This is a genomic window from Hallerella porci (assembly GCF_003148885.1).
GTDB lineage: Bacteria > Fibrobacterota > Fibrobacteria > Fibrobacterales > Fibrobacteraceae > Hallerella > Hallerella porci.
In genome coordinates this window covers 74,011-94,567 of record NZ_QGHD01000003.1, presented here as the reverse complement: position 1 = coordinate 94,567, position 20,557 = coordinate 74,011, and the positions used below count along the sequence as shown (strand labels likewise).

20 protein-coding genes, 2 tRNA genes and 1 pseudogene are annotated in these 20,557 nt (G+C 45.9%); 6 read left to right on the top strand and 17 right to left on the bottom strand.

Annotation, left to right across the window (positions count from 1 at the left end):
* The first annotated feature begins 4 nt into the window (after positions 1–4).
* The 3 genes from B0H50_RS02840 to B0H50_RS02830 all read left to right on the top strand — a co-directional run bounded on the left by B0H50_RS02840 (position 5) and on the right by B0H50_RS02830 (position 1,742).
* Positions 5–286, top strand: coding sequence for a hypothetical protein (locus tag B0H50_RS02840; RefSeq protein WP_106198207.1), 282 nt, complete (start codon positions 5–7; stop codon positions 284–286).
* A gap of 67 nt (positions 287–353) precedes the next feature.
* Positions 354–935, top strand: coding sequence for a hypothetical protein (locus B0H50_RS02835; RefSeq protein ID WP_106198206.1), 582 nt, complete (start codon positions 354–356; stop codon positions 933–935).
* A gap of 15 nt (positions 936–950) precedes the next feature.
* Entirely contained in the window at positions 951–1,742 is a 792-nt protein-coding gene (locus tag B0H50_RS02830; protein WP_109587213.1) for an exodeoxyribonuclease III, read from the top strand.
* 65 nt (positions 1,743–1,807) lie between these two features.
* Here B0H50_RS02830 and B0H50_RS02825 read toward each other — a convergent pair whose 3' ends face one another.
* The 14 genes and pseudogenes from B0H50_RS02825 to B0H50_RS02765 all read right to left on the bottom strand — a co-directional run bounded on the left by B0H50_RS02825 (position 1,808) and on the right by B0H50_RS02765 (position 15,359).
* The gene (locus B0H50_RS02825) at positions 1,808–3,232 is read right to left on the bottom strand and encodes an NADH-quinone oxidoreductase subunit N (protein ID WP_106198204.1); all 1,425 of its coding nucleotides are present in this window, start codon (positions 3,230–3,232) and stop codon (positions 1,808–1,810) included.
* A 4-nt stretch (positions 3,233–3,236) separates the two neighbouring features.
* Positions 3,237–4,748: a complex I subunit 4 family protein gene (locus tag B0H50_RS02820; protein ID WP_233244482.1), complete on the bottom strand. Its 1,512-nt coding sequence runs from the start codon at positions 4,746–4,748 to the stop codon at positions 3,237–3,239.
* Between the two features lie 9 nt (positions 4,749–4,757).
* Entirely contained in the window at positions 4,758–6,677 is a 1,920-nt protein-coding gene (gene nuoL, locus B0H50_RS02815) for an NADH-quinone oxidoreductase subunit L (RefSeq protein ID WP_106198203.1), read from the bottom strand.
* A complete protein-coding gene (nuoK, locus tag B0H50_RS02810; protein ID WP_106198202.1) occupies positions 6,670–6,975 on the bottom strand; it encodes an NADH-quinone oxidoreductase subunit NuoK in 306 nt (101 codons plus the stop codon). The genes nuoL and nuoK overlap by 8 nt, the downstream gene beginning before the upstream one ends.
* Entirely contained in the window at positions 6,972–7,517 is a 546-nt protein-coding gene (locus B0H50_RS02805; protein WP_106198201.1) for an NADH-quinone oxidoreductase subunit J family protein, read from the bottom strand. Before B0H50_RS02805 ends, nuoK begins: the two co-directional genes overlap by 4 nt.
* Positions 7,514–7,966, bottom strand: a complete 453-nt coding sequence (locus B0H50_RS02800; protein WP_106198200.1) for a NuoI/complex I 23 kDa subunit family protein — start codon at positions 7,964–7,966, stop codon at positions 7,514–7,516. Before B0H50_RS02800 ends, B0H50_RS02805 begins: the two co-directional genes overlap by 4 nt.
* Complete coding sequence (locus tag B0H50_RS02795) at positions 7,951–9,033, bottom strand: complex I subunit 1/NuoH family protein (protein ID WP_109587212.1); 1,083 nt, start codon at positions 9,031–9,033, stop codon at positions 7,951–7,953. The genes B0H50_RS02800 and B0H50_RS02795 overlap by 16 nt, the downstream gene beginning before the upstream one ends.
* 3 nt (positions 9,034–9,036) lie before the next feature.
* Complete coding sequence (locus B0H50_RS02790; protein ID WP_106198198.1) at positions 9,037–10,176, bottom strand: NADH-quinone oxidoreductase subunit D; 1,140 nt, start codon at positions 10,174–10,176, stop codon at positions 9,037–9,039.
* 1 nt (position 10,177) lies between these two features.
* The gene (locus tag B0H50_RS13845; RefSeq protein ID WP_287721815.1) at positions 10,178–10,834 is read right to left on the bottom strand and encodes an NADH-quinone oxidoreductase subunit C; all 657 of its coding nucleotides are present in this window, start codon (positions 10,832–10,834) and stop codon (positions 10,178–10,180) included.
* Between the two features lie 120 nt (positions 10,835–10,954).
* Positions 10,955–11,434 (bottom strand): annotated as a pseudogene (locus B0H50_RS13840) (NADH-quinone oxidoreductase subunit B); the annotation flags it as partial.
* Positions 11,425–11,811: an NADH-quinone oxidoreductase subunit A gene (locus B0H50_RS02780; RefSeq protein ID WP_106198197.1), complete on the bottom strand. Its 387-nt coding sequence runs from the start codon at positions 11,809–11,811 to the stop codon at positions 11,425–11,427. The pseudogene B0H50_RS13840 and the gene B0H50_RS02780, both read right to left, overlap by 10 nt.
* Before the next feature lie 12 nt (positions 11,812–11,823).
* A complete protein-coding gene (locus tag B0H50_RS02775; protein ID WP_146129147.1) occupies positions 11,824–12,408 on the bottom strand; it encodes a hypothetical protein in 585 nt (194 codons plus the stop codon).
* Positions 12,405–14,552 carry a RelA/SpoT family protein gene (locus B0H50_RS02770; RefSeq protein ID WP_109587211.1) on the bottom strand — a complete coding sequence of 716 codons (2,148 nt, stop codon included), beginning with the start codon at positions 14,550–14,552 and terminating at the stop codon, positions 12,405–12,407. The genes B0H50_RS02775 and B0H50_RS02770 overlap by 4 nt, the downstream gene beginning before the upstream one ends.
* Before the next feature lie 734 nt (positions 14,553–15,286).
* Positions 15,287–15,359, bottom strand: a tRNA-Lys gene (locus tag B0H50_RS02765).
* A 104-nt stretch (positions 15,360–15,463) separates the two neighbouring features.
* Here B0H50_RS02765 and B0H50_RS02760 point away from each other — a divergent pair.
* Entirely contained in the window at positions 15,464–16,363 is a 900-nt protein-coding gene (locus B0H50_RS02760) for a tyrosine recombinase (RefSeq protein ID WP_106198194.1), read from the top strand.
* 43 nt (positions 16,364–16,406) lie between these two features.
* Here B0H50_RS02760 and B0H50_RS02755 read toward each other — a convergent pair.
* From B0H50_RS02755 to leuC, 3 genes are all read right to left on the bottom strand, one after another.
* Positions 16,407–16,479: transfer RNA gene (locus tag B0H50_RS02755), tRNA-Lys, on the bottom strand.
* A 107-nt stretch (positions 16,480–16,586) separates the two neighbouring features.
* On the bottom strand, positions 16,587–17,186 hold the full coding sequence (locus B0H50_RS02750) for a 3-isopropylmalate dehydratase small subunit (protein WP_106198193.1): 600 nt from the start codon (positions 17,184–17,186) through the stop codon (positions 16,587–16,589).
* Between the two features lie 11 nt (positions 17,187–17,197).
* The gene (gene leuC / locus B0H50_RS02745; RefSeq protein ID WP_106198192.1) at positions 17,198–18,607 is read right to left on the bottom strand and encodes a 3-isopropylmalate dehydratase large subunit; all 1,410 of its coding nucleotides are present in this window, start codon (positions 18,605–18,607) and stop codon (positions 17,198–17,200) included.
* Positions 18,608–18,891: 284 nt separating this feature from the next.
* Here leuC and B0H50_RS02735 point away from each other — a divergent pair, with 284 nt between their 5' ends.
* On the top strand, positions 18,892–19,629 hold the full coding sequence (locus tag B0H50_RS02735; RefSeq protein ID WP_146193659.1) for a glycosyltransferase family protein: 738 nt from the start codon (positions 18,892–18,894) through the stop codon (positions 19,627–19,629).
* Between the two features lie 106 nt (positions 19,630–19,735).
* On the top strand, positions 19,736–20,533 hold the full coding sequence (locus tag B0H50_RS02730) for an ADP-ribosylglycohydrolase family protein (protein WP_106198190.1): 798 nt from the start codon (positions 19,736–19,738) through the stop codon (positions 20,531–20,533).
* Positions 20,534–20,557 lie beyond the last annotated feature (24 nt).

Below are 20,557 nucleotides of genomic sequence, written 5' to 3'. Positions count from 1 at the left end.
TTTCATGCAAAAAAAACTCGCTCGCTTTGAAGTTTGCGTCGGCGGAATCGCGATGATTCTCGGGGCATTCATCTCGATTTTAGTGTGGAACGATGGCTATTTTCCGGGAGCGTTGATGCTCGTCATTACCGGATTTTTAAGCGTTCTTCTCGGGATTAAAGAAATCAAAGAAGTCAAAGATCCCGCTTGGCAAGAATCGTTCACCAAAATTCTTCGCCGAACAATGCTTTTTTTGAATTTAATGCTTTCTCTCGTCGTCGTAGGAACGCTGATTTCAATGACATAATCGCCAAAAAACGCAAAACTTTTCTTTTTTGCAAGCGCTTTATACAAGTAAAATTTATATTAGCATTATGAGATTCAAATTTGCGTTGGGAATTACCTTCTCGTTTTTGACATTTTTTACCGCTTGCGGTGGAACTTCTGACGGCAGCAACTTAGAAGTGCCCGAAAATATGCCGCCCGCTTGCCGTGAAATTGACTTTGTGGAACAACCGGATATGCGGGAACTTTGCGGCGTGCGCACAGTGCATTTTAAGTCTTACCGCAACATTGCAAAAGAACGTTATTTAGTCAATCCCAAAGACGCGAAAATCGTCCAAGCGAACGGCAAAACCGAACTGCGTATTCCAGGCAGTTTCCCGGTGGAACTTTCCGGCCAAATCATTCAAGATTTGCGCTTTGACCAAGACGCTCGCTTAAAGAAAATTCAGAACCGTTACGAATATCACGAAGGCTATAAAGGTACAAGTCACAAGCGCGAAGACCGCATCCGCGCGTTCAAACTCACGATTCCGACCGATGCCGGAACCGAATACGAATATTGCTTCCGCATTCCCGAAAAATACGGCAGCGATCGGACTCGCAACCAAGCGATGGGAAACCGCTTAGAAGTCCTTTCTTGCGAAGATTTTAGCTTTTTAGCGAACAAATAAAACTATCTTTGGCGCATGCGCATTTATAGTTGGAATGTGAACGGCATCCGTTCTGCCGAAAAGAAAGGATTTGCCGATTGGTTTAAGACGACGCAGCCTGAACTTCTTTGTTTACAAGAAATTCGTGCGGAAGAAGATCAAATTCCCGAGACGATTGCCTCGCCCGAAGGATATTTCTGCTATTGGAATCCTTGTCAAAAGAAAAAGGGCTACAGCGGCACTGCGATTTTAAGTCAAATTGAACCCGACTCCGTCGAATACGGTTTTGGCATCGAAGAATTTGACGAAGAAGGTCGCGTTGTGCAGCTCGTCTTTCCCGATTGGGTTTTAAATTCCATTTATTTTCCGAACGGTGGACAAGGCGAAGACCGCGTCGATTATAAATTGCGCTTTTACGATGCCTTTTTGGACAACAGCTTGGAATGGCTTAAGCGCGGACGTCATGTGGTAACTCTCGGCGATTACAATACTTGCCATACCGAACTCGACATCACTCGTCCGAAAGAAAACGAAAACGTGAGCGGCTTTTTGCCGATTGAACGCGCTTGGATTGATAAATATATCGCCGCCGGTTTTGAAGATACTTTCCGCACTTTGCATCCGAATGTTTCCGATGCGTATTCGTGGTGGTCTAATCGGGCAAATTCCCGTGAACGCAATATCGGTTGGCGAATTGATTATGCTTTCGTCGATTCGGCGTTAGCGCAAAACGTTACCGATGCGCAAATTTATCCCCAAGTTCAAGGCTCGGATCATTGTCCTATTAGCGTTGATTTGGAACTTCCTTTTCCGCCGATTAACACTTAAATTTTTGAAAAGTCCCAATAAAAAAGGCGCCCAATCGGGTGCCTTTTTGAATTGACTCGGAAGGGTTAACTCCGCATTACCATCGCAATGTTGCTGCTGAGGAAGGGGAGAACGCCCGCTAAAATAACGCCCGCCGTGAGAAGAATAATGCAGACTTTTTGGCGACGATTGATTTCAATCGGGGCTAAAGCCGTGTCGGCAGGATCGACCCACGCGCTCTTCACCAGTTGCAAGTAGTAGTAGAGAGCGATGACATTGTTTAAGCACGCAAAGGCGACGAGGAAATAAGTGCCCGCGCTAGCAGCACTTTCAAAGAGGAAGAATTTTCCAACGAATCCTGCGAGTGGGGGAATTCCCGCTAAACTGAATGCGGCAACTGCAATCGCAACCGCTAAACTCGGACATTCTTTTGCAAGTCCCGAAAGAGAATGAAAAGATTCGGGGCGTTTTTGTCCGATGATTCCGAAGACGAAGAATGCGAGATAATTCGAAAGCGCATAAAGGAAAAGGTAGAAGACGACTGCGGTTTTTGCGGTGACTTCGGGACCATTGAGCGCGACCAAGATGTAACCCGCTTGCGAAATAGAACTGTAAGCCATAAAGCGGCGCAGTCTAGATTGCTTCATTGCGCCCAAGTTACCCGCGAAAATGGTTACGCCCGCGAGAATGGAAATGAACGGAATCAATTCGGCGTGAATGGCTTGAAGCGGACCGTAAACGAGAACGGCGACAAATGCGATAGCGACCGTTTTACTCGTCACAGCAAGTGCTGCGGTCACCGGCGTCGGAGCGCCTTCGTAAACATCGGGAGCCCAAGTGTGGAATGGGAAAAGCGTCAACTTAAATCCGATTCCGCAGAAGAGGAAAAGCGCCGAAATCCAAAGAAGTGGATTCATCGGGCTTGCAGAAACCGCTTCCGCGATGGCATTAAAATGCATACTTCCCGAAAAACCGTAGAGATAACTCATTCCGAAAAGTTCGAATGCAGTCGCAACACTTCCCATGAGAATGTATTTCGTTCCCGCTTCCGAGCCTTGCGGATCCGCTTTATTCCAAGCGCTGAGCGCATACATCGGAAGAGTTGCCAGTTCAAGCCCGAGGAAAAGAGTCAAGAGTTCATTTGCCGAGACGACGATAAATCCGCCGAAAGTTGCCGCAGCAATCGCCGCCGAAAATTCTGCGAATTGATGCAAACGCGGTTTTCCGTCTGCGGGATGGTCAAAGTAATCTTTCGCAAAGAGAATTGCGAGAAGAGTTCCCAAGACCAAAACTTCGCGCATTAAAATGCCAAAGCTATCAATCGTCCAATTCGAGAGGAATGTCTGCGCGCCACCGACCAAAAGGCAGTTGAGAAGCACAAAAATGCCGATGAAAAAGACCGCCGAAAAACGGAAGGGAAGTTCGTGTTTTTTCGGGAAAAGAAAATGCAAAATGATTACCGCAAACGGAAAAATCAAAAGCAAAATATCGGGTAAAATAAAATTCGTCATGATTTTACCTCATTAAATTGGCGTAAATAGGAGCGATTGCTGTATCGAGAAATTCCGAAATCCAACCGGGGAAAAGACCGATACCGAAAAGGCAAGCCATAATGATGACGAGAGTCGTCTTTTCGATAAAGTCGGCGTCGGTGAGAGTTTTGAATTTTTCCACTTTCACCGGGCCCGAAAGCATTCGGTTTGCAGTTTGCAAAATATAAACCGCAGTCGCAGTAATCGAAAGGATTCCGAGAATCGTTACAATTTTCACATGCGGAATAGGACTTTGGAAGCTGCCGATGAAAATTGAAGTTTCTGCAACAAATCCCGAAAGTCCTGGGAGCCCGAGGCCTGCAAAACCGGCGATGGTAAAGGCAACGCCGAGGAATGGCATAATCCGCATTAAGCCGCCCATTTCGTCAATATTCCGCGTATGCGTTCTGCCGTAAATCATCCCGATGCTTGCAAAGAAAAGTCCGGTGAGAAATCCGTGCGAAAGCATTTGAAGCGCAGCACCGCGGAAGGCGAGCGGAGTTGCCGCAGCAAGTCCGAGGAAGATGAGTCCTAAGTGTGAAATAGAACTGTAAGCGGTAATGTATTTGAGATCGCGGTGCCGAATGGCGATAAAGCACGCCACGGCGACATTAAAGATGACGAGGAAAGCGATATAGGGCAAATAAATTTTTGCAGCTTCGGGCATTAAGTAAATAGCGACTCGTAAGCAGGCAAACGGTCCCATTTTCATCATCACACCTGCGGCAAGCATCGAAACTGCCGTCGGCGCCGAAGCGTGACCATCGGGCGACCAAAAATGGAACGGGAAAAGTGAACCCGAAACGGCGAATCCCATAAAGAGCATCGGGAAAGCCCACATTTGGAAACTCATCGGGAGTTTAACGTCTGCGAGAGAAAGAATATTCCACGTCGTCGCTCCGCTTTCGATGAAAATTCCGAAGAGAGTCGAAAGTACCATCGCACTGCCGAGCGCCAAAGTGAGCGTTAATTTCTTACCGCCGTAATCTTTGTTGCCCGTTCCCCAGCCCGCAATCATTAAATACATGCAGAGCGCTTCCATCTCGTAAAAGATGAAGAAGAGAACCAAATCAAAGCTCATGAAGACGCCGTAAACGGCGGTGCCGAGAAGTTGCATCAACGCGAAGAATTCTTTTTGTTGATGATCCACTTTCCAGCTAGCGAGCATTCCGGTGAAGACAATTACCGCGGTTAAGAAGACGAGTAAAATGCCGAGAGCATCCGTCGCCATCGTATAATGGGCGTGAATCGCCGGAAGCCATTCAAAATCCGTCAGATATTGAACAAACGGTTTATTGCCCGAAGGAATTCCGAGCGGCATCGTCAGCGTGTAAGTGTAATAGACGAGCCCAGCGGCAATCGCTAAAACAATTCCCGCAAATGTCAAATGAATCCGTTTGATGGTCTTTGTTTGCGAGCGGGAAATGGGAGCGCAGACAAGAACCGCAATCAGCGGAAGAATCCAAATAGAATTAAAGAGGATTGTGCTTATCATACGAAACCTTTAGATGGGAAGTCCGCCGAGATAGCGCCACAAAATGACGCCGACGATTAAAGTGCCGATGTAAAAAGAAAGGTAACCGGATTGCATTTCGCGGACGAGAACTCCTGCAAAACGGAGAAGAGCCGTCACCGCTTTCACGAGGCCGCCGATGACATAATCTTCGAATGCTTTGGCGGTTGCCGCCACCCCGCGGAAAATAAACTGCCGCGTGAACGCATAATAGCCTTCGTCAAAGTAAAATTTATGATAAATCGTCCGATAAAGAAGAGAACGATTCGTCGAATCGAGTGCGCGAGAAATATTCGCTTTGGGACTTGCATATAAAATCCACGCGACTAAAATGCCGAGAACTCCTGCGCCCGTTGCCAAGTACGGAACATAAGCGGCGAGAGGCGTTAATGCGCCCGAAGCAATCGGTTCTGCAGACGATTCAAAGAATTTTTCAAAAAGACCTTTGCAAAGAAATCCGCTTGCAAGAGAAGGAACTGCTAAGCAAACAATCGGAAGAGTCATCGCGAAATCTTCGTGAGCATGCGCGATATCTTCGCTCCGCGGTTTTCCGTGGAAGGCGAGGAAGAATAAGCGGAACATGTAGAATGCGGTGAGCGCACTCGTGATAAATCCGACGGCAAAAATGACCGGATGCCCCGAATTTAATGCGCCCGAGAGAATTTCATCTTTCGAGAAAAATCCGGAGAACGGAGGAATTCCTGAAATCGAAAGGCAAGCGATCAAAGCGGCCACATAAGTAAACGGCATCTTTTTCCGCAGTCCGCCCATTTTATCGAGGTCATTCGTTTCCACTTGATGAATGAGGGAACCTGCGACAAGGAAGAGCATACATTTGAAAAAGGCGTGGTTGAAAACGTGGAAGCTCGCTGCGGCCGTTGCCGAAACGCCGAGCCCGAACATCATATAACCGAGCTGCGAAAGAGTGGAGTAGGCGAGAATGCGTTTAATGTCGCGTTGTGTGCAAGCGATAACCGCTGCAAAAATCGCGGTAAATGCGCCGACTGTTCCGACGATTTCCAAAGTGCCTTCGCAAGCCGAGAAGAATGGGAAAAGTCTTGCGACCAAGTAAACGCCTGCAACGACCATCGTCGCCGAGTGAATAATCGACGAAACCGGCGTTGGACCTTCCATCGCATTCGGAAGCCAAATATGGAGCGGGAACATCGCACTTTTTCCCCAACCGCCGATGAAAATCAAAACCGATCCGAGAACGAGCGCATCGTGAGCGCTTACATCCCAAAGTCCGATGGAAACCGTTCCCGTCATCACTTCGGGGCGCACGACATTTAAGAATCCAAATTGGAATGAGCCAACTACATAACTGACGAGGACAATTCCTAAGAGGAAGAAACTGTCTGCGAAACGGGTGACGATAAACGCTTGCTTCGAAGCGGCAATCGCCTGCGGACGTTCATACCAAAATCCGATGAGCAAATAACTCGCGATGCCGACGAGTTCCCAGAAGAAGTACATCTGGAAAACGCCTGTCGCAATGACGAGCCCGAGCATCGAAAAGGTGAAAAATGAAAGCAGCGAGAAGAAGCGACCTTCGGCGCGGTCTTCGCGCATGTAGCCTAAGCTGTAAATGTTCACGAAGAATGCGATAACCGAGACGACAAAGACCATCATCGCAGAAAGCGGATCGAGTAAGAACGCAGCTTCGGCGAAGAGAGTTTTTGAAAAAGAAAGGAAAGGGAATTTCCACGCGATAAGAGTCTGCGGCGCAAAATTTGCAAAGTAAATGCTCACGACTGCAATCGCATAAAGCATGGAAAGCCCAGCAAGAGTCACGGAAAGTGCGCCTGCGGCTTTGCGGTGATTCTTCGCAAGGAAGAGTCCGTTGATGAGGAAACTCAAAAACGGTAAGAGAAGAATCCAATAGCTATGGGAAATCAGAAACTCACTCATGGATATCCCTCAACTGGTTAACGTCCAAACTGTGATGTCTGCGGTACATACTGACCACAATCGCTAAGGCAATCGCCATTTCGCAAGCGGTAATCGCGATGACGAAAATGCTGAAAATGGCTCCCGCCGTCGCATCGAGCGCTTTGAAATACGCAAACGAAATGAAATTCATATTCGCCGCGTTCAGCATAATTTCAATGGAAATGAGCATCCCGACCATGTGACGCTGACGTAAAACGCCGCAAGTTCCGATGGCGAAAAGAATAAACGAAAGAATTAAGCAATGTTCGAGGGTCATTCTTCCCCCTTGATTTTACGCGCTACGGTAATAGCGCAGATGAGAGTCACTAACAAAATAAAGCTGACGAGTTCAAATGGAATTAAAAATCCCGCGGGATCTGCAGACAAAAGCCGAAGCGCAAGCTGCGGGAGAGTCGCATAATCCGAAGCCGATGCGGGCACAGCCGTTTGAATATCCTGCGCTTTCAAAAGGAAGCGGACGAGAGTAAAGAGAAGACCGCCCGCAAGCGCAATCGCGATAAAATTCCGCGGAAGTTTAATGCGGAAAGCGGATTCGCCCAAGTGACTCGTTAAAAGCACAGTAAAGATGACAAAGATAACAACGCCGCCCGCATAAACCATTATCTGCGCCATCGCAATAAATTCGGCGTGAAGCATCAGGTAAAGCATCGCGGTGCCAATAAATGAAATAATGAGAAATACTGCGCTCTGCAAAAGATTCTTTGCGGTAATCGTGATAATCGCTGCGACGATCATCAAAAGAGCGATGACATAAAACATCAAATCCGAAAAGAGCGCGTCCGAAATGAGACTCATCATGCGCGGCCCTCCTTTTGGTTCAATTTCAATTCAAAATGGCTGCGGTCAAAATCCGCCAGTTCAAAATCTTGATTCATGCGGATTGCGCCAAACGGACAAGTTTCTACGCAGAAGCCGCATTGCGTACAAGTGTCCAAACGGTAAATGTATTTGCCGAGCACTTTTTTGCCTGCGATATTTTTCGTCGGGAGCACGTTAATGCTTCCGTTCGGGCAGCTCTTTTCGCACATACCGCAAGCGGTGCAGCGATTTTCGCCATTTTCATCTTCGACCATTTCCAAACGCCCGCGGAAACGCGGATACATTTTCAAGGTCGCTTTGTTTTCCGGATATTGTTCCGTCACAATTCGTTTCGGCTGAAAGAAATACTTCACCGTGACCGAGAAGCCTTTCAAAAAGCTGAACGATTGAATGATGCGTTTAAAATACTGCTTCATTGAATGATCCATCCGAAAGAAATAAACACAGCACCGAGAACGAGAAGAATCAAATTCATCGGCAAGAGAAATTTCCATTCCAAACTCATCAACTGATCCACGCGCGGGCGCACTAACGTCCAACGAATCATCATATAAACCCAAATCATCACAAAGACTTTGACGAAGAACCAAATGACTCCGGGCACAAAATTCAAAATGTGATCGACAGCGGCAATTCCGATGCAAGGCGGCAAAAATCCGCCAAAGAAGAAGACCGTCGCAAGCGAAGAAGTCGTGACCAAGTTAATGTATTCCGCGAGATAGAACATGGCAAATCCCATGCCGTTATATTCGGTATGATAACCGCCGGTTAATTCCTGTTCTGCTTCGGCGATGTCAAACGGCGCACGATTTAATTCAGCTGTCGAACTGATGAGGAACATAATGAATGCGATAACACCGATCACGGGCGCTTTAAAAATCCACCAATCGATGATCGTTCCTTGCTGACTCATCGTAATATCGCGGAAACTTGCAGAGCCTGCGAGCATCACAATAAAGAGAAGAATAAGACAATACGAAATTTCGTAGCTAATCATTTGTGCGCCCGAACGCAAAGACCCGAGAAGCGAATACTTATTGTTCGAAGCCCAACCGCCGAGAAGAATGCCGAGAATTCCAAAACCGTTTACTGCGATAATGAGCGGCACTGCGACAGGGACTTCGGCAACTTGTAAATTCGGTCCGAAAGGAATCATCGTAAGGCTCATAAACGGAGCCGTTAAAAGCACCATCGGCGCCATAAAGAAGAGAAGTTTATCGACGCCTTTCGTCGCATAGACTTCTTTAAGCATCAGCTTAATCGTATCGGCGACGATTTGAATTGTTCCGTGGAAACCGAGACGCATCGGTCCTAAACGACATTGCACATGCGCGCAGACTTTGCGTTCCATATACACAAGAACCATCGCACTCCCGAATGCAACCGCGCAAATGGCGCAGATACAGAGAATGACATTGATTAAATAAGCGAGTTCGGGAATGGGAACATTTGCCCGAATAAAGTCGCCAATCGGATTTGGAATAGATGGAGTCATCGTTTACCTATCAATTTCAGGAATGACGGGGTCAAGAGTCGCCATCACAGCGACCAGGTCAGCGACTTTCAGTCCTTTGACCATCGTATTTAATGCGGCGAGATTTGCAAAGCTCGGTCCACGCGTGTGAATGCGATACGGTTTATCGCCCGTCGTCGCCACGACGTATGTCGCATACAATCCTTTCGCCGTTTCGCTTGCTGCGTAATAACTGCCCGCCGGAAGCCGCACCGGTTTTTCTTTACTGCGGTAAGGCCCTTCGGGGAAGCGCGCAATGCACTGTTCCAAAATTTTCATCGATTCATGAATTTCAGCGATGCGCACTTGATAGCGGGCGTAGCAATCGCCTTCCGTCGCCGTAGGCACCTTGAAATCGAACGAATCATAAATGCTATACGGATCATTTTTGCGGACATCGTAATTGACTCCCGAAGCGCGAGCCACAGGACCCGAACAACCGAGAGCAATCGCATCTTCTTTCGAAAGATAACCGACGCCTTTTGTGCGTTCCAAAACGATTAAATTCGTCGAAAGGAGATTTTCGTAATCTTCCATCGCGGGCTTTAAAACTTCCAAAAATTTCTTCACACGGGGAATGAAATTTTCCGTCACATCGTAACGCGATCCACCCGGACGGAAGAAATTCGTCGTCAAGCGCGAACCGGTTTCTTGATCAAAGATATCGTGAATCATTTCGCGTTCTTTGAATCCGTAAATAAGCGGAGTTTGACCGCCCAAGTCACCGCCAAAGCAACCGTAAAAAACCAAGTGCGAAGCGATGCGCCCAAGTTCTGCCATCATCACGCGGATGTATTCGCCGCGTTCTGGCACGCCGATGTGCATGCCTTTTTCAAGGGCAAGACAAACGCCCAAATTATTTTGAATTGCAGTCAAATAATCTTGTCTATCCGACAAGTGAATGTATTGCAAATAATTTTGACTTTCCGCTTGCTTTTCGATGCCGCGATGAATGTAGCCAAAGTGGGGGACGACTTCGACAATCGTTTCACCGTCCAAATGAAGCTGCAGACGAAGCGCACCGTGAGTACTCGGATGCTGCGGACCCATGTTGACGAAAAATTCTTCCGCATTCGGGTCGTTATATTTTTCGTGAAAACCTGGCAGGTTCAAAAATTCGTTCATCTTAAACCTCCCTCAAAATCATGTGCGGGTGCGTAAAATCTTTGCGGAGCGGATAGCCGGGGAAGTCTTCGGTAAGGAAGATGCGGCGCATATCCGGATGCCCTTCGAAAGCGATGCCGAAGAGATCATAAACTTCGCGTTCTTTCCAATTTGCGCCCGGATAAAGTCCTGTAATCGAAGGCACTGTCGCGAGGATGCTCGTCGCCCGTTTATCTTCGGGCACAGTTTCATCTTTCGGAAGAGAAACTCGTAAAAACACTTTGTGTCCGAGTTCCATGCTCATCAACTGCGCAATCACATCGAAATGCTCTTTCCAATCGACTGCGGTCACATCGATTAAGTAATCCAATTTTGTCCGCGGATCATTCTTCAAAAATTCCGCGAGCGACAAATAATTTTCCTTGGAAACTTGAATGTCCAAAGGAGTGTCCGCTTCGAGAGCATTTAATGCCTCATCAGACGAATCTTTTTGATCGTAAACCGAAATGTCTGCGCATTTTTCTTGCGCAATGTGGAAAAGTTCTGTCTGCGAAAGTCCTTGCAATTTCCGCGGTGCATACGGCACTTCGGGGAAGGCTTCTTTTTGCACGCGAACAGGACGATAAGTCGATTTGTAATCGGGATTTTCCGCTTTGAATTTTTCGCGGGCTTCCTTCATCTCTTCGTCTTTAATTTTTTCAAGAGCTTCCCACGCTTTCTTCGCTTCGGCGTAACGATTGCCGAATTCTCGCGTATCCAATTCGCCTTCGTGCCACGGATTCCGCAGCGTTTCTTCTCGAATTTTTTCGCGGAGTTTTAAAAGCCCGTGGAAAAGTGCTTCGGGTCTCGGCGGACATCCCGGAATGTAAACATCCACCGGAATAATATTTGCTGCCCCGCGGACAACCGAATAATTGTTGTAGTAAAATGGTCCGCCCGAAATTGTGCAAGCGCCCATTCCAATCACATACTTCGGACCCGGAATCTGTTCCCAAAGCATCTGAATTGCTGGCGCCATTTTTTCGGTAATCGTTCCCGCCAAAATAAAGAGGTCAGCTTGACGCGGCGATGCACGGAAAACTTCAGAACCAAAACGCGCAATATCATAACGCGCCATCGACGCCGACATCATTTCAATCGCACAACAACTCGTGCCATAAGTCAAAGGCCAAAGTGAATTCGCATGCGCCCAGTTCACGATATAATCGATCGCATTGACAACGGTTTTGCCGCCGGGAATCGGATCGAGAACCTTCGGCACATAATTCATTATTCCCATTTGAGAACTCCTTTTTTCCACGCATAGGCGAGCCCGCATACAAGAATTGCTAAAAAGACAATTAAATCCACCGCCACAATTGCCGGTGAAAGAACGGTTTCACCGCCGACAATCGATTTGAAACTGACGAGAACGGGGAAGAGAAATAACGCTTCGATATCAAAAATGAGGAACAAAAGCGCAAAGAGGTAATAGCCTACTTTGAATTGAATCCGCGCATTGCCAACGGATTGCATGCCGCATTCATAAGGTGCGAGTTTATTTTTCGTCACCTTGGATTTTGGGCCTAAAAGCCAGCCGACGAGAATTGCTCCGCCGGCGACGCCTGCGCCTAAAACGAGAAAGAAAATGAGTATAAAATATTCGGAAAGTTGCATAGTCACCTTTGATTAGTAGAAATGCTGCACCTCTTGCAGTGTCCCAAAAAGTTCATTACCAATTTCAAAACGTTCTTTGATATGCGTGTGCAAATCGCGGAATTCTTTTTCGGTCGCGAGATTTAACGCATTCAAATTTTTGTGCATATTCGAAATGAATCCAGAAACGTATGCGCCACTTTTTTTCGTTTCCATTTCCGAATCCATATTTTGCAATTCTTTGTCGGTTTCAATGCGCGAAAGCAGATACCGCGTCGTCGATTGCAATTCGCTCAAAAAGTAAACGAGAAGCAATTCTTCTTGTAAAATGCCGCGGGGATTTTCCGAAGAATAGCGCCCGATTTTTTCAATTTTTCCAAAAAAGACAGAAGCCTGCGCATATTCGAGGCAGGCTTCGAGAGAAGTTTCACAAACTGCAGTTTTTTCACCGATGGCAGCAAACCATTCACGACGATTTGTCACATTGGTTTGAGTCATAATCGGCGAAAGCGCAGAAAAAGCGTAAAAGACTTCTTCATAACGGCGATTGCGCATCCGACAATTAAATGCGCGATTCCGAACAGTTTGATCTTCAACGGGGTGGGAAAGGGTCATCATAAGCGGGTAACCTCACGAACTCCGGAAACAGAACGGATAGATTCCATTAAACGTTCTAGCAAATCGCGGCGGGCAATGCGGAAAACCAAACGAATGCGTCCAGATTTTTTCGCCGAGACAACGCTCATCCGTTCAATGAAAACTTTTGCTTTATTCATTTCATCGAGAATTTCTGCGGTAATGCCTTTGCGGTCATCGGTTTCGACTTTCAAATGTACCGAGAATTCTTTTTTCGAATCGCGATTCCATTCCATCGAAATGCGGCGGCTTTCTGGAATTTGCAAAAGATGTTCGCAATCTTTGCGATGCACTTCAATTCCTTGCTTCGGCATTAACGCGCCCATAATCGGTTCGCCCGGAATCGGGGAGCAGCAACTGGCAAAATGAATGAGCAAACTCGATTCATTTCCGACTTCAACGGGGAGCTGCGATTCGTCAGCTTGGTCGGTGACGAAAATTTTAACAGGGGATTCGGGGTCGGCTTCGCTGAATTTTTCCGGATGCATTTTCTGGATAAATTTCGCGAGTTCCGAAAGTTCCATGTTGCCAAGACCTAAACGGTCATAAAATTCTTCCACCGATTTGACTTTAAAAAATTCGCAAATTTCTTCGGGCTTCGGTTGTTCTTCGGGCTTTTGAATTTTGAAAACACGGAGTTCGCGCTGCCACAATTCTTTTCCCAAAGTCTGCGCTTCGGTCGCAATGCTCGTGCGCATCCAACGGCGCAATTCTTGTTTCGCCTTTTCCGTTTTGACGATTTCCAACCATTCGGGAAGCGGATTCTGATTGTGACTCGAAAGCACTTGAATCGTCGCTCCGCTCGGCACCGTTTTCGTTGCGCTGATTACGTCGTTGTTAATGCGTGCGCCGACGCAGTGAAGGCCGAGTTTCGTGTGAACGGCAAAGGCAAAATCCAAAACCGTACTGCCTTCGGGAAGTTCAATCGAATCGCCCTTCGGCGTGAAGACGGTAATGCCTTCGTTTTTTAAGTCCACGCGAAGGAAGTTTAAGTATTCCGTCGAATCTGGAATTTCCGCTTGAAGTTTTGCCAAACGATCCAACCATTCGAGCTCTTCGCCGCTGCGCTGCGTTTCCAGTTTATACGCCCAATGCGCCGCAAAACCTTTTTCCGCTGTCAAATCCATATCTTTGGTACGGATTTGCACTTCAACCATTTTATTTTCGGGGCCTATCACCGTCGTATGAATACTTTGATAAAGATTCGGCTTCGGCGTCGCAATGTAATCTTTGAAAAGTCCCTGGAGCGGCGTCCACAAATTGTGCACGTAACCGAGAGCAAGGTAACATTCCGAAATGGATTCAACCACAATGCGAATGGCGAAAATATCAAAAATTTCGTCAAGAGAACAGCCGCGGCTTAAAGTCTTTCCGTAAATGCTGTAAATATTTTTCGTGCGCCCTTGAATCGTGCAATCGAAATCTTCAAGCGCCATTTTAATTTGTAACGGACCCACGACCGATTTAATGTAGCGTTCGCGTTCTTCTTTTGTCGAAAGAAGATGATCGACGATGCGCTTATATTCCACCGGATTCAAATATTTAAACGCTAAATCTTCGAGCTCGGATTTGAATTGGTAAAGTCCAAAACGGTGGGTGAGTGGGGTATAAATATCAAGAGTTTCTTGCGCAATGATTTTTCGCTTTTCGGGCTTCATATATTGCAAAGTCCGCATATTGTGCAAACGGTCTGCAATTTTAATCATAATGACGCGCGGATCTTTCGCCATCGCACTGATGAATTTGCGATAAGTTTCCGCTTTTTGCTCAATTTTATTGCCCTGTTTCTGCGCCGCAGAAATTTTCGTCACCGCATCGACCATAAATGCGGTATCTTCGCCAAATCGCGTTTTAATTACATCCAAAGAATGCTGAGTGTCTTCGACGACATCGTGCAAAAGCCCCGCAAGCACCGAAGATGTATCGAGTTTCATCTCGGCGATTATCTTCGCCACTTCATACGGATGTTCCGTATAAGGCATTCCGCTCTTGCGGAATTGTCCTTTATGCGCTTCCGAAATAAAAGCTACAGCACTCCGAAGTTTCTGTTCGTCCAGAGCAGGATTTTTCTTCATCAGCACGTGGATGATGTGTTCTTGAGTCGGTTGTAAAAGTTCCGTTGCCATAGTTCTATTTTACATTAAAATTTACCAAAAATGCGACAAAAAAGCCGAAAAACCGCAAATTTTGATGCGACAAAAATGTAATGCGACAAAAACGAGGAATGAAAAGGGAAAAATGCGGAATAAAGAGAATTTGTGAGCTTCGAAACTAAACTGAAAATGCGCGCCACAGGCGCGCATGGCGAGGTTCTTTTTATAATTTTACATTATCCGATAATATACATTATGTAAACTAAACAAATAAAAAAACAATCCGAGTTTCAATTTTTGAAACAAAAAATCGCTTTTTTCAATTCATTTTATTTCTGCACATTTTTGATTTTCCAATGAGAAAATTCATCGATTAGCACGATTTTTTTATTTTGCGCAGAAAATTTTCGAAATTTTGATGAATTTTAACGGTATTTTGCTGCTTTTCCGAATGATTTTTTCAAAATTTGCCGTTTTCGTCTACAAAATTGACGATTTATGAATCTCATTTTTCCAAATTTTATTTTTCTGCAGCGATTTTTCTTGATTATTCCTGCAAAATGCCGCATTTTTTAGTTTTCAATTCTAAAAAATTCCATTTTTCGATAAATTTTATTCCATTTCAAAATATTTTTTCGTCTTGAATTTAAAAATCAAATTTTTTAATCAAAAACTTTCCTTTTATTCGTGCTTCTTTTTCAAAAGTTCAACAAAAATCGTTAAACTCAAGCATAAAAAAAGACCGCTTTTGAAAAAGTGGTCTTTCGTGGATGATGTAGGGATCGAACCTACGACCCGCTGATTAAGAGTCAGCTGCTCTACCGACTGAGCTAATCATCCAAGCGCAGACAATGATAGAAAAAATTTTTTGCGCTGGCAAGGGATTTTTTAGAAATTTCTACCTTTCGTTCTGAGAATTACATGAAATTTTTTGGCTGAAGAAAATGTCGAACGCAGAATGCTTAGACTCTTACTTGTCTTTTTTAGGCGTGGAGCGGAATCTCTCCCCCGCAACTTTGCAAAGTTACGGCGAAGATTTGCGGCATTTTATCGATTGGGCGGATAAGCGTGAATCGCCGCTTTCGGCGTTAACTCCCGAAGATTTAGATGCTTTTTTAACGGAAGTGGCGAGCGCAGAAAATTATAGCCCGACTTCTGTCGCCCGCCATTTTTCAAGCCTTCGCGGATTTCTCAAATTTTTACAGCGCGAAAAAATTTTTGCGTATTCCATCGATTCTCTGCTTGCGACGCCGCGTCTCGGCCATTATCTTCCCGAATGCCTGACCATCGAAGAAATTGACAGCGTCTTTGATAAAATTCAAGAAATTTCAAAAAATCCTGAACGCGATACAGCGCTCATCGAACTTCTTTATTCCGAAGGATTGCGCATTGCCGAAGCGCTTTCGCTCCGTCCGCAAGACATCGATTTTGAAAATGAATGGATTACGCCGATTGGGAAAGGCAACAAGCAGCGTTTGGTTCCGCTCGGTTCGAAAGCAAAAGAAAATTTGAAAATTTGGATGCAAGGTCCGCGCTTAGAACTTGCACCGAAGTCAAATACCGTCATCGTCAACGCCCGCGGAAAAAAGATGAGCCGCATGGGAGCGTGGCAGTTGATTCAAAAATTTACTGCGCATTTAGAAAAACACGTGACACCGCATACTTTTCGGCATTCTTTTGCGACGCACTGCTTAGAAGCGGGAATGGATCTGCGCGTTTTGCAAGAACTTTTAGGGCATGCGAATGTGACCACGACGCAGATTTATACGCATGTGAATATTCAAATGATTCGTGGGGAACATCAAATTTTTCATCCGCGCGAAATTCATTCCCGAGAAAAATAAACGTTGCATAAAAAAAAGACCGCTTTTGAAAAGCGGTCTTTCGTGGATGATGTAGGGATCGAACCTACGACCCGCTGATTAAGAGTCAGCTGCTCTACCGACTGAGCTAATCATCCAAGCGCTCCCAATGATAGAAAAACTTTTGGCGTTTGGCAAGAGATTTTTTTGCAAAAAATAAAGCCCGCCGAAGGCGGGCTTGTGCTGATACTTTTTGCGGTAGCAGTTAGAATCCCAGATACGGCAATTTCTTCGCAAGAGCATCGACTTTGTCTGCGTTTGCGAGAAGAACGCCGCGAGCGTGCCACGAACCGTCGAGGAATTGTCCGCGAGGACCGTCTGCGAGTTCGAGAGGAATGACTTCACTACCCATTTTCAGGGTGCGTTCATTTGTGCTCGTTACCAATTCTTCACTCGGATGCGCTTCGATCCAAGAGAGAATTTTGTCTGCGACTTCGTGCGAAACTTTGTAGCAAGGAACGCCGATTGCAACGCAGTTTCCGAAGAAAATTTCGGAGTAACTTTCTGCGATAATCGCGCGGACGCCCCAACGCTTCAAAGCCTGCGGCGCGTGTTCACGACTCGAGCCACAGCCAAAGTTGCGATTCGAAACGAGAATAGAGCCGTTCTTGTAAGCGGGATCGCGGAACGGATGCACTTTGCCTTGTGCTGCAAGACCTGCAATGTCATCGGCAAAAGCATTATCGCCGAGACCGTCGAAAGTGACGCATTTGAGGAAACGCGCAGGAATAATGCGGTCCGTGTCGATGTCATTTCCGCGCAGAGGAATGCCGGAGCCTTTTACAGTATCGATTACAGTTAACATAATTTTGCTCCTTACTTGATGTACTTGCGAACGTCGGTGACTTTTCCTTCGATGGCTGCAGCGGCAACCATGACCGGGCTCATCAAAATGGTACGACCCGAAGGACTTCCTTGACGACCTTTGAAGTTGCGGTTGCTCGAACTGGCACTCACTTGACGACCCTTCAATTTATCCGGATTCATCGCGAGGCAAAGAGAGCAGCCCGCTTCACGCCATTCGGCACCGGCTTCGGTGAAAATTTTATCCAGTCCGAGAGCTTCCGCTTCTTTCTTAATCTTCATCGAGCCCGGGACGACCCACATTTTCACGGTCGAAGCGACCTTGTGACCTTTCAACACTTCGGCAGCTGCGATCAAATCGGGGAGACGACCGTTTGTGCAACTTCCGACGAAAGCGATATCAATCGGAGTGCCAAGCATTTTTCCGCCTTCTTCCCAGCCCATATATTCATAGGCTTCGCGGATGACTTTCTGTTCCGAGCCTTGGAATTCGCTGATCTTCGGCATGTTGCCGTTCAAAGGAATTGCCTGTGCCGGCGTAATTCCCCACGTGACCATCGGTTCCAGTTCATCGCAGTTGATTTCGACTTCATCGTCGAATGTAGCGTCCGCATCCGAGGCGACAGACTTCCAATAAGCGACAGCTTCGTCCCACTTATCGGCCTTCGGCGCATACGGTTTACCGCGGAGGAATGCAAAAGTTTTTTCGTCCGGATTGCAATAACCGACACGTGCACCGCCTTCAATTGCCATATTGCAAACGGTCATGCGACCTTCCATATCCATCGCATCGATGACGGGACCTGCAAATTCATAAGCGTAGCCCACGCCGCCGTTGACTCCAAGCTTTGCAATGTAAGCGAGAGCGGCATCCTTTGCCGTTACGCCCGGTTTGAGTTTTCCGGTAAAGTTAATGCGGCGAGTTTTTAACGGGCTCATCGCGAGAGTTTGCGTTGCCAAAACATCGGCCACTTGGCTTGTGCCGATACCAAAAGCCACTGCGCCAAATGCGCCGTGAGTTGCCGTATGCGAGTCACCGCAAGCGATTGTCATGCCCGGCTGCGTCACGCCTTCTTCCGGTCCCACGATGTGAATCACGCCTTGTTCACCGGTTTCAGGTCCGAAGAAGCGAACGCCGAAATCTTTTGTGTTCTTTTCAATATGCGAAAGCATTTCTTCCGAAATCGGATCGGCGAGAGGACGTTTACGCGCAGCAGTCGTCGTCGGAATAATATGGTCAACCGTCGCAAATGTGCGTTCCGGATATTTGACCTTAAGACCTTCTTCGCGGAGCATCGCAAAGGCCTGCGGACTAGTCACTTCGTGGCAGAGATGAGTTCCGATGAACAGCTGATACTGACCGCTCGGAAGTTTTGCCACAATATGGCTTTCGAATACTTTCTGATATAAATTTTTGCCCATAGAACACCTTCAGTGGTATGACTTGTCAAAATGACGCCCACAATTTAGAAAATTTTTAATCTTTCACCGCAAAAAAATTTTCTTTTCGTCAAAGATAAAGGGGAATTTTTAATGATAAAATGCACAAAAAATTTCGAATACTTTTTTAATATTACAATCCCGACGCCGAAATTTCCCTTTTAGTTGATGACGAAACCGATAAAAATTTAATCGGTTTCCGCGGCGAAGTAAAAAATCTCGCAAACGAATACAAAGTCGTTCCTTTTGAAAAAGAAATTTCGCCGATGCGACGCTCTCGCCTTTTGAAGACAAATATGCGGAATTTAATCGACGGCGATTTTCTGTATTTAGATGGCGATACCGTCGTCGCAGAAGCTCTCAAAATTCCAAATGAAAATTGGGGCGATGTCGCAGCGGTTTGCGATTTGCACGCCCGCGAAAAAGACTGCTACCGCACACGCAATAAGCGATTCATCAACAGCCTCGCCAAATTAAAATTTACGATGTCTCTCGACGATTTGTATTTTAATAGCGGCGTGATTTTTGCCAAAGATTCTCCGAAGGCAAAAGCCTTTTTTGACAAGTGGCACGAACTTTATCAATACTGCAACCAGCACGAAATTTTCACGGATCAATTTTCGTTTAACGAAACCAATCACCTTTTCCACTTCCCCATTTTCGAAATCCCCGGCGAATGGAATTGCCAAGTCCGTGAAGCGTATAATCATCTTTATCGCGTGCCGCGGATTTATCCGCTTTTATGCCGCGTGAAAATTTTACACTTTTTCGGTTCGGGAATTCAAGGAAAAGTGGAACCGCATCCGCTTATGGATTCTGAATTTTATAAAAATATCAAGAAGAAACAAGCGATTACCGAAGACGATTTGAATTTGATTTTTCATGCCAAGCACGCTTTTTATGCTGCGCCCGAAGAATTTGATCCGACGAAAAAATTTCCCAGTTTCTTTTGGAAAGGAAAATTGCGCAGTCAATTCGTGAAAAAGAAAAACGAAAAAATTTGATTTTTTCACAAATTTTCTTTGACAAAAAAAGTCAAGCGCTGAATTTTACCCTTGACAAATTTTGAGATATTTACTATATTTGTCTCATTCAAAAATGAGGTAAATTATGTTAGGAGCAATTATTGGCGATATCGTCGGATCTCGCTTTGAATTTGATAATTACAAAGCAAAAGACTTTGATTTTTTTAGTCCAAATTGTTGTCCAACCGATGATAGTATTATGACATTCGCCGTCGGAAAAGCGATTTTAGAAACGAAAAAAAATGGTTCCGATTTGAATCAAAATGCGATCAAGTATATGCACGAAATCGGGCGAAATTATCCAACCTGCGGTTATGGCGGTGGATTTTTTCATTGGATGTTTTCAAATGATCCAAAGCCGTATAATAGTTACGGAAATGGCGCTGCGATGCGCGTAAGCGCTGCGGGAAATGCGGCAGATTCTTTGAACGATGCAATTCAACTTTCGAAGAAAGTGACCGAAGTGACTCACAATCATCCCGAAGGAATCAAAGGCGCCGAAGCGACTGCGGTGGCGATTTATTTGGCGAAAATCGGAAAAACGAAAAAAGAAATTTCTCAATACATTCGCGATAATTATTACAAAATCGATTATACAATTGACTCTATCCGCGACATTTATTATTTCAACGAAACTTGTCAAGAAACGGTTCCTGTCGCTTTGCAAGCTTTCTTTGAATCGACGAGTTACGAAGATGCAATTCGCAATGCGATTTCTATCGGCGGAGATTCCGATACGATGGCTGCGATTTGCGGCGGCGTTGCCGAAGCATTTTACGGTATTCCAAAAAATCTTCGCACCGAAGGCATCTCGTTTTTGGATAAACGCTTAAAAAGTTTGCTCAAAGAATTCGAAGCAAAATTCCCGCCGAAAATTCTTTAATGGGTAAAGACGCACCGCAAGGTG

Bases quoted from the DNA above. Each gene is read 5' to 3' on its own strand.
- B0H50_RS02830 (WP_109587213.1), top strand. From the start codon at position 951: ATGCGCATTTATAGTTGGAATGTGAACGGCATCCGTTCTGCCGAAAAG.
- B0H50_RS02795 (WP_109587212.1), bottom strand. From the start codon at position 9,033: ATGACTCCATCTATTCCAAATCCGATTGGCGACTTTATTCGGGCAAAT.
- B0H50_RS02775 (WP_146129147.1), bottom strand. From the start codon at position 12,408: ATGATGACCCTTTCCCACCCCGTTGAAGATCAAACTGTTCGGAATCGC.
- B0H50_RS02735 (WP_146193659.1), top strand. From the start codon at position 18,892: ATGCGACGCTCTCGCCTTTTGAAGACAAATATGCGGAATTTAATCGAC.
- B0H50_RS02790 (WP_106198198.1), bottom strand. From the start codon at position 10,176: ATGAACGAATTTTTGAACCTGCCAGGTTTTCACGAAAAATATAACGAC.
- nuoK (WP_106198202.1), bottom strand. From the start codon at position 6,975: ATGACCCTCGAACATTGCTTAATTCTTTCGTTTATTCTTTTCGCCATC.
- B0H50_RS02730 (WP_106198190.1), top strand. From the start codon at position 19,736: ATGTTAGGAGCAATTATTGGCGATATCGTCGGATCTCGCTTTGAATTT.
- B0H50_RS02780 (WP_106198197.1), bottom strand. From the start codon at position 11,811: ATGCAACTTTCCGAATATTTTATACTCATTTTCTTTCTCGTTTTAGGC.
- B0H50_RS02760 (WP_106198194.1), top strand. From the start codon at position 15,464: ATGTCGAACGCAGAATGCTTAGACTCTTACTTGTCTTTTTTAGGCGTG.
- B0H50_RS02835 (WP_106198206.1), top strand. From the start codon at position 354: ATGAGATTCAAATTTGCGTTGGGAATTACCTTCTCGTTTTTGACATTT.
- B0H50_RS13845 (WP_287721815.1), bottom strand. From the start codon at position 10,834: ATGAAGGAAGCCCGCGAAAAATTCAAAGCGGAAAATCCCGATTACAAA.
- B0H50_RS02750 (WP_106198193.1), bottom strand. From the start codon at position 17,186: ATGTTAACTGTAATCGATACTGTAAAAGGCTCCGGCATTCCTCTGCGC.
- B0H50_RS02800 (WP_106198200.1), bottom strand. From the start codon at position 7,966: ATGGATCATTCAATGAAGCAGTATTTTAAACGCATCATTCAATCGTTC.
- B0H50_RS02805 (WP_106198201.1), bottom strand. From the start codon at position 7,517: ATGATGAGTCTCATTTCGGACGCGCTCTTTTCGGATTTGATGTTTTAT.
- B0H50_RS02840 (WP_106198207.1), top strand. From the start codon at position 5: ATGCAAAAAAAACTCGCTCGCTTTGAAGTTTGCGTCGGCGGAATCGCG.
- B0H50_RS02770 (WP_109587211.1), bottom strand. From the start codon at position 14,552: ATGGCAACGGAACTTTTACAACCGACTCAAGAACACATCATCCACGTG.
- nuoL (WP_106198203.1), bottom strand. From the start codon at position 6,677: ATGAGTGAGTTTCTGATTTCCCATAGCTATTGGATTCTTCTCTTACCG.
- leuC (WP_106198192.1), bottom strand. From the start codon at position 18,607: ATGGGCAAAAATTTATATCAGAAAGTATTCGAAAGCCATATTGTGGCA.
- B0H50_RS02820 (WP_233244482.1), bottom strand. From the start codon at position 4,748: ATGATAAGCACAATCCTCTTTAATTCTATTTGGATTCTTCCGCTGATT.
- B0H50_RS02825 (WP_106198204.1), bottom strand. From the start codon at position 3,232: ATGACGAATTTTATTTTACCCGATATTTTGCTTTTGATTTTTCCGTTT.